Here is a 7,110-nt window from a genome sequence, read left to right on the forward strand (position 1 = left end):
AGCAATGCCAAGGCATGATCCAGATCGCCGTCTTGCTGGCGGCCCTTTTCGATGGTGCGGGTCCAGAAAGCGTGTTCTTCCGCATCGGCCTTGGCAATGGCTTTGATCACCGGCAAGGTCAGCTTGCGTTCGCGGAAATCGTCGCCGACATTCTTGCCTGTGACACCTGTATCACCTTGGTAATCCAGCAGATCATCAACGATCTGAAAGGCGATTCCCAACGCGTCACCATAGTCGAACAACGCTTGTACCTGTTCAGCTGGCGCGCCTGCAATCACGCCGCCCACTTCGGTCGCAGCCGAAAAAAGCGCCGCAGTCTTGCCGCGTACGACCTTGAGGTAAATCCCTTCATCCGTCGCCAGGTTTTGCGCTGCGGTCAGTTGCAGCACTTCGCCTTCGGCGATGGTGGCCGAGGCATTGGACAGGATCGCCAGCACCCGCATATTATTGGTTTCGGTCATCAACTGGAAACTGCGTGCAAATAGATAATCGCCGACCAGCACCGATGACTTGTTGTCCCAAAGCAGGTTCGCCGTTGGCCGCCCGCGCCGCTGCGCGCTTTCGTCAACCACATCGTCATGCAGCAAAGTTGCCGTGTGAATAAATTCGACCGTGGCGGCCAGATGCACATGATAAGGGCCGTCGTAGCCACATAAATGCGCGGCGGCCAAGGTCAGCATCGGGCGCAAACGTTTGCCGCCTGCCTCGACCAGATGGGCGGTGACTTCGGGAATGCGCGGTGCGTGTTCGGACGCCATACGATCACGGATGAGCGTGTTCACAGCTGCCATATCGGCGGCAAGATATTCTGCCATCCGGTCATGCGGTTTCTGCATCGTATCGCTTTTCATTAACATGACCCCACCTGCAAGGCTCGACAATCGACGGCGATTGCACTTACATCTCTGTTATGAAGGAACTTTTACGCACCAATGACCCGACGATCATCGCTTTTGCCAGCGCCCTTCTTCAGGGCGAGGATATAGACTGCTTTCAGGTGGACGTAAATATGAGCGTGCTCGAAGGGGGCATCGGAATTTTTCCGCGTCGCTTGATGGTACACGAAGAAAACCACACTGCGGCGCTGCGCGTGCTGGCGGATAACGACATTCCTACGGGGATGCCGGTTTGAGCCGTGTCCGAGTTTAACCCAGAGGATCTGACCTGTGATGCATTCTTGGGTGGTATGCTGCATTTGTGGCAACCGCGCAAAGGCTATAGGGCGGGCGTTGACCCTGTTTTATTGGCCGCGACGGTGCCTGCGCAAGCAGGGCAGCGGGTATTGGAATTGGGCTGTGGTGTCGGTGCCGCGTCGCTTTGTCTGGGCGCACGGGTGCCGGGGCTGGCCCTGACAGGGGTCGAAATCCAGCCCACTTATGCGGCATTGGCGCGGCGCAACAGTCAAGATTTCGAGGTGGTCGATGCGGATCTGGCGCAGATGCCACTGGCGTTGCGGCAGCGACAATTTGACCATGTTTTGGCAAATCCTCCCTATTTCGACCGAGACGCTTCAATCGCATCCAAAGACAGCGCGCGCGAAGCGGCATTGGGCGAACGTACCCCGTTGGAAAAATGGGTCGAAATCGCGGCAAAAAGACTGGCACCAAAAGGGCAGGCCCATTTCATCCACCGTGCGGAACGCCTGCCTGACCTAATCCGTGCGCTTCCCCACGACATGGGCAGCATCGAAGTGCTGCCCATAGCACCGCGCATTGGCCGGATGGCCGAGCTGATCATCCTGCGCGCGCGCAAAAGCGGGCGGGGGGCGTTTCGGTTGTGCGCGCCGTTGATAATGCACGAAGGTGCGACACATCTGGTCGATGGCGACAGTTATGTGCCGCAGATTCGTGCTGTCCTGCGTGAAGGGGCCGCGTTGACGTTTTAGGCAGTTACTAGCCGATCGTTCAACTTGTAGGGAGTTTTGCTGCGCCGCAGCGTGACAGGTTGAATCTTTCGTGGTTCACTCAAGCTACGCAACATTGAAAAAGGAGAGTTAAATGGCATTTGACGCACATCTGGAAGCTTTGAAACGCAAACACTTGGCGATGAGTGACGCGGTCGAACAGGCGCAGCGTTCCCCAAGTATTGACGGTTTACAAGTTGCGACGATGAAGAAAGAAAAACTCCGGCTCAAAGAAGAAATTACCAAGCTAAGCTCCTAACGGGTCATACCCTTTTTACCGTAGCTGGCGCGCGCCGCACATAGGGCGCCGCCAGTGATCAGGACCGCTGCCCAGAAAAGCACAGGCTTTGCGGGCGTTACACCCGTCACCACCAAGATTAGCGTCGACAGAAGCGGGGCTAGATAAGAACTGGTGCCAAGAATCTGGATGTCACCGCGTTTGACCCCAATATCCCAGACATAAAACGCCAAACCAACAGGCCCCATTCCCAGCCCGACGATGCTGGCCCAACCGAGACCTGTCGTTGGCAGAAGCGTTTCCTCAAACATCAGGTGAAGCGGCAGCGACAAAGCTGCTGTGCCCAGGCAAAAAACCACCACGCTTGCGGTTGGTGCAGTACCGATACGCCGCGACAAAAGCGAATAGCCTGACCACGTCAGCGCACAGCACAGCGCCAGAATATATCCCGGCAAATATTGCGCCTGAAAGCTTCCTGCGCCGTTCGTGATAATCAATGCCGCCCCGCCAAAGCCTAAGATGGCCCCGATAATATGTCCGCCGCGCAATTTCTCGCCGGGCAGGAGGCCTGAAAACACAACGATCAAAAGTGGCCAAAGATACGCAATGAGCCCTGCCTCGGCTGCTGGGGCAAGGCGCAGCGCCGAAAAGTAAAGCGCGTGATACCCGAAAAGCCCAAGGATACCAAAGGCGTAGACCCTTGCGGGAACGGCGCGTAACGTCCGCAAGGTTCCTGTTGCCGTGCACCAGATTAACCCCAGTCCGCCTCCGATGGAAAAGCAAAGAGTGTTCAGCAGCAACGGCGGTGTTGGCGTGGATCCGACAGTGAATAACGCCAACAGCGACCACAACAGGACCGCGCCAAAGCCGATCAGGGTCGCGCGGGTTTTGGTCATGTGTCAGGTCCTGCGGTGATGGCGAATTTGCCGATGCGTTTCAGCACAGAAACCAGATCCCGCTACGTGTGGCAAGCGCGACATCCGCAGCATGGTCCGCTAGTGCAAAAGGCCAACGCATCGCTGCGCTGGCCTTTTGAATGTTAAAGTTTGTTTGGATTACACCAAATATTGGGCACCGTTTGCCGTAATGGTCGACCCGTTGATAAACCCGGCATCATCGCTAACCAAGAACACGACGGCGCGAGCGATTTCTTCGGGTTCGCCAAGGCGGCCCGCTGGAATCTGCGCGATGATAGAGTCGCGGACCTTTTCGGGGACGGCCATGACCATATCTGTACCGATATAACCCGGGCAGATAGCGTTTGCCGTGATCCCGGCGCGCGCACCTTCTTGGGCCAATGATTTGATGATGCCAAGATCGCCCGCTTTGGTGGCGGCATAGTTAACCTGCGCAAATTGGCCTTTTTGCCCGTTGATCGAGCTGATGACGACAACACGCCCGAATTTACGTTCCCGCATGCCGGGCCAGATCGGGTGGACAGTGTTAAAGACACCGGTCAGGTTGGTGTTGATGACCTCGTGCCATTGCTCGGGCGTCATCTTGTGAAACGGTGCGTCGCGGGTGATGCCGGCGTTGGCAACGACCACGTCGACCGGTCCAAGATCAGCTTCGACCTTTTCAATGCCGGCCTTGGACTCCTCATAACTCCCTACATCCCACTTATAGGTTTTAATACCAGTCTCTTCAGTGAATTTTCCGGCCGCTTCATCGTTGCCTGCATAAGTTGCGGCGACGGTGTACCCGGCGTCCTTCAATGCTTTTGAAATGGCTGCACCGATTCCTCGGCTCCCTCCGGTCACAAGTGCGACACGCGACATAAACTCTCTCCCTTTAGCAACGTTGTTTTGTTTGAACGCCTCGTTGCGCAATTTTATTTCGTACGTGATTGTTAAAGCATCACTTATGACAAATGCAACAGGTTAGAATGGGTTTTTACGAAGGTTTTTGCACGGCACGCGAATACGTGCCGTGCTGTTTCGATCAGGGGCGCTCAAGACACATGGCAACACCCATGCCGCCGCCGATACACAGGGTGGCAAGACCCTTCTTGGCACCACGGCGCTGCATTTCAAACAGCAAGGTGTTCAAGATGCGCGCGCCCGAGGCACCAATCGGGTGACCAATTGCGATCGCACCGCCGTTGACGTTCACGATTGCCGGGTCCCAGCCCATGTCTTTGTTCACGGCACAGGCTTGGGCGGCAAACGCTTCGTTCGCTTCGACCAGGTCAAGGTCTTCTGCCTTCCAGCCGGCTTTCTCAAGCGCCTTGCGGGATGCAAAAATCGGGCCTGCGCCCATGATTGTCGGGTCCAAACCAACGGTGGCGTATGATGCGATGCGCGCAAGTGGCGTAATTCCGCGCTTTTCGGCATTTTCAGCCGTCATCAACAGCGCAGCCGCTGCACCGTCATTCAAGCCAGAGGCATTCGCAGCTGTGACAGAGCCGTCTTTGGTGAAAGCAGGGCGCAGTTTCTGCATCGCTTCCATTGTCGCGCCGTGGCGGATGTATTCGTCTTGGTCGACGACCGTCTCGCCTTTGCGAGTCTTGACGATGAAGGGAACGATTTCATCTGCGAATTTGCCTGCTTTTTGGGCAGCTTCGGCCTTGTTCTGCGATGCGACAGCAAATTCATCCTGCATGTCGCGGCTGATCTGCCATTTTTCTGCAACATTTTCAGCAGTCTGGCCCATGTGATAGCCGTGGAACGCATCCCAAAGACCATCTTTGATCATGGTGTCGATAAAGCTCATATCGCCCATTTTCTGGCCGGGGCGCAGGTTTTGGGCGTGGGGGCTCATCGACATGTTTTCTTGTCCACCGGCCGCGACGATGTCTGCATCCCCCAGCTGGATATGCTGTGCGGCCAATGCAACGGCGCGCAGGCCGGAACCACAGACCTGGTTGATGGACCAGGCCGCAGATTCAATCGGCAGGCCCGCGTTAATATGTGCCTGCCGGGCGGGGTTTTGGCCTTGGGCGGCCGTCAGAACCTGACCTAGAATGGTTTCATTCACTTCGGATGCATCAATGCCAGCGCGTGCCACGATCTCTTTGAGGACAGCGGCCCCCAGATCATGTGCAGGCGTATTTACGAAGGATCCGCTAAAGCTGCCAACTGCTGTGCGTGCTGCGGATGCGATGACAATATTTGTCATAGGTTCTTCCCCTTGGGTCCTGACAAGGGGTCTTAAGGTTCACGATCAGGTCGCAATCCCCCTGCCTTCTGGGAAACGACATACCCCATTGCTTCACCTGCGGCAATCACGCTAAAAAACCAGTCCTGTTTTTACGTTCTTCCGTTTTCAATGTCCAATAGGGACGTGTGGTCGGGCTGCCGAACAAAAAGCCTTGTTGGCAGTCGACGCCCATCGAGGTGAGCAGTCGCGAATCGTCTTCATTTTCGACCTGTTCGGCCACTGTGATCATGTCAAAATTTTGCGCAATAGAGAGCATGACAGACACCAACGCCCTATTATCCGCATTGCGTGAAATACCGCGGATAAACTGTCCATCAAGTTTCAGGATGTCAAAGTAAAGGTCTTTGAAATAGCGGATCGCTGTGTATCCGGACCCAAAGTTATCCAGCGCAAAGCAAATCCCCTTGCTTTGCAATTGATCCATGAAGTTCGCGACGAGTTCCGGCACCTGCATCGCTGACTGTTCGCTGATCTCAAGGATCAGGCGTTCACCGATCGTGGCATCACGGTTCAGCCAGCGGTTTAGCATCGTTGTCCAGCCCTTGTAGCCGATGGATCGGGCGGACATGTTGATGGAAAGGCGTAAATCCGGGTTGTCGGCAAGTGCCATCAGGCCAGCGCGCAGGGACAGAACGTCAATCTCGCGGCCCAGCTGCGTGTCTTCGACCACAGGCATGAATTCACGCGCGGGAATCACGCGGCCCGTGGGGTCAAGAACGCGAATCAGGCCCTCGTAGAACGCGACCTTTTCGTCAGCCGCGTCGCGCATCACCGGTTGATAGGCCAGCAAGGTTTGCTTGTGCGCGATCGCGTCCGTGACCATGGCAAGGGTCGACCGGTCACGCTGCGTCACGGCGTAGTTCAACGGGTTTTCGCCGCCCTCGGGCAAATTGGCGAAGCGGTGTTTGGAACGCTCTTTCAAGGGTCAGCTTCCTATATTTAATGCTCTGTCTTGATGACCCAGCTTTTGATAAGACAGGGTTAAATGTCAATTTTGACACGAATTTCTGGTTAATGTGGGCGTTCATCAAAACGCCAGATGTGGGGGCTGATGGAACGCTGCGATTGGGCTGGACCGGAACAAATTTATCTGGATTATCATGACACTGACTGGGGTGTGCCGGAATATGACAGCCGGGCATTGTGGGAAAAGCTGGTATTGGACGGCTTTCAGGCGGGGCTAAGTTGGATCACAATCCTTAAAAAGCGCGAGAATTTCCGCGAGGCTTTTGCAGGATTTGATCCAAACGTGATCGCATCATGGGGCGCGACAGATGTCGATCGCTTGCTGCAAAACCCCGGCATCATCCGCCACCGTGGCAAAATCGAAGCGACCATAACGAACGCGCGCGTCTGGCAAGATATCGAAGCGCGCGAGGGGTTTGACACCTACCTGTGGAATTATGTAGGCGGCGCGCCGCTGCAAAATAGCTTTGCCCGCCATGCGGATGTGCCAACGTCAACTCCGTTGTCGGCGCAGATATCAAAGGACCTCAAAAAGCAGGGGTTCAAGTTCTGCGGGCCCACGATTGTCTATGCGTTTATGGAAGCAGTCGGGATGGTGAATGACCACCTTGTCGGCTGTCATCGTCATCACGCGGTCAAGGGGATGGTCCGCGACCAATAAGGCGAGACCACCGGCACCACATGCGCTTTGCGTTGTGTCTTTGTCGCCGTCTCTATAGCGTTTCCTTCATCACATAACCGGAGCGTTTATGACCACCTTACCCCGTCTTTTCCAGCCCTTGACGTTGCGCAGCATCACCAGCCGCAACCGGGTGGTCATTTCACCGATGTGCCAATATTCGGC

General features: G+C 55.7%; 9 protein-coding genes. 4 read left to right on the top strand and 5 right to left on the bottom strand.

Annotation, left to right across the window (positions count from 1 at the left end; all coding sequences use genetic code 11):
• Nucleotides 1–851 (bottom strand): polyprenyl synthetase family protein (locus ABYT07_RS17555; protein WP_372993331.1); only part of this gene is annotated, 851 nt, incomplete at its 3' end.
• A gap of 59 nt (nucleotides 852–910) precedes the next feature.
• Between ABYT07_RS17555 and ABYT07_RS17560 the strand changes: the two genes are divergently transcribed.
• The 3 genes from ABYT07_RS17560 to ABYT07_RS17570 all read left to right on the top strand — a co-directional run bounded on the left by ABYT07_RS17560 (nucleotide 911) and on the right by ABYT07_RS17570 (nucleotide 2,162).
• Nucleotides 911–1,132: a DUF2007 domain-containing protein gene (locus tag ABYT07_RS17560; protein WP_372993324.1), complete on the top strand. Its 222-nt coding sequence runs from the start codon at nucleotides 911–913 to the stop codon at nucleotides 1,130–1,132.
• Nucleotides 1,133–1,186: 54 nt separating this feature from the next.
• Nucleotides 1,187–1,885 (top strand): tRNA1(Val) (adenine(37)-N6)-methyltransferase, encoded by a 699-nt coding sequence (locus tag ABYT07_RS17565; protein ID WP_372993332.1) that lies wholly within the window; start codon nucleotides 1,187–1,189, stop codon nucleotides 1,883–1,885.
• Between the two features lie 112 nt (nucleotides 1,886–1,997).
• Nucleotides 1,998–2,162: a YdcH family protein gene (locus tag ABYT07_RS17570; protein ID WP_372993325.1), complete on the top strand. Its 165-nt coding sequence runs from the start codon at nucleotides 1,998–2,000 to the stop codon at nucleotides 2,160–2,162.
• Here the strand turns inward: ABYT07_RS17570 and ABYT07_RS17575 are convergent.
• From ABYT07_RS17575 to ABYT07_RS17590, 4 genes are all read right to left on the bottom strand, one after another.
• Nucleotides 2,159–3,037: a DMT family transporter gene (locus ABYT07_RS17575; RefSeq protein ID WP_372993326.1), complete on the bottom strand. Its 879-nt coding sequence runs from the start codon at nucleotides 3,035–3,037 to the stop codon at nucleotides 2,159–2,161. The two genes, ABYT07_RS17570 and ABYT07_RS17575, sit on opposite strands and share 4 nt — an antisense overlap.
• Before the next feature lie 159 nt (nucleotides 3,038–3,196).
• Nucleotides 3,197–3,919, bottom strand: coding sequence for an acetoacetyl-CoA reductase (gene phbB, locus ABYT07_RS17580; RefSeq protein WP_372993327.1), 723 nt, complete (start codon nucleotides 3,917–3,919; stop codon nucleotides 3,197–3,199).
• 163 nt (nucleotides 3,920–4,082) lie between these two features.
• Nucleotides 4,083–5,258 carry an acetyl-CoA C-acetyltransferase gene (locus tag ABYT07_RS17585; RefSeq protein ID WP_372993328.1) on the bottom strand — a complete coding sequence of 392 codons (1,176 nt, stop codon included), beginning with the start codon at nucleotides 5,256–5,258 and terminating at the stop codon, nucleotides 4,083–4,085.
• Between the two features lie 106 nt (nucleotides 5,259–5,364).
• Nucleotides 5,365–6,222, bottom strand: coding sequence for an EAL domain-containing protein (locus ABYT07_RS17590; RefSeq protein ID WP_372993329.1), 858 nt, complete (start codon nucleotides 6,220–6,222; stop codon nucleotides 5,365–5,367).
• A gap of 129 nt (nucleotides 6,223–6,351) precedes the next feature.
• Here ABYT07_RS17590 and ABYT07_RS17595 point away from each other — a divergent pair, with 129 nt between their 5' ends.
• A complete protein-coding gene (locus ABYT07_RS17595) occupies nucleotides 6,352–6,927 on the top strand; it encodes a DNA-3-methyladenine glycosylase I (protein WP_372993330.1) in 576 nt (191 codons plus the stop codon).
• Nucleotides 6,928–7,110: the final 183 nt, after the last annotated feature.

Origin of the sequence: Sulfitobacter sp., assembly GCF_041552635.1 — a bacterium.
Taxonomy (GTDB): Bacteria; Pseudomonadota; Alphaproteobacteria; order Rhodobacterales; family Rhodobacteraceae; genus Sulfitobacter.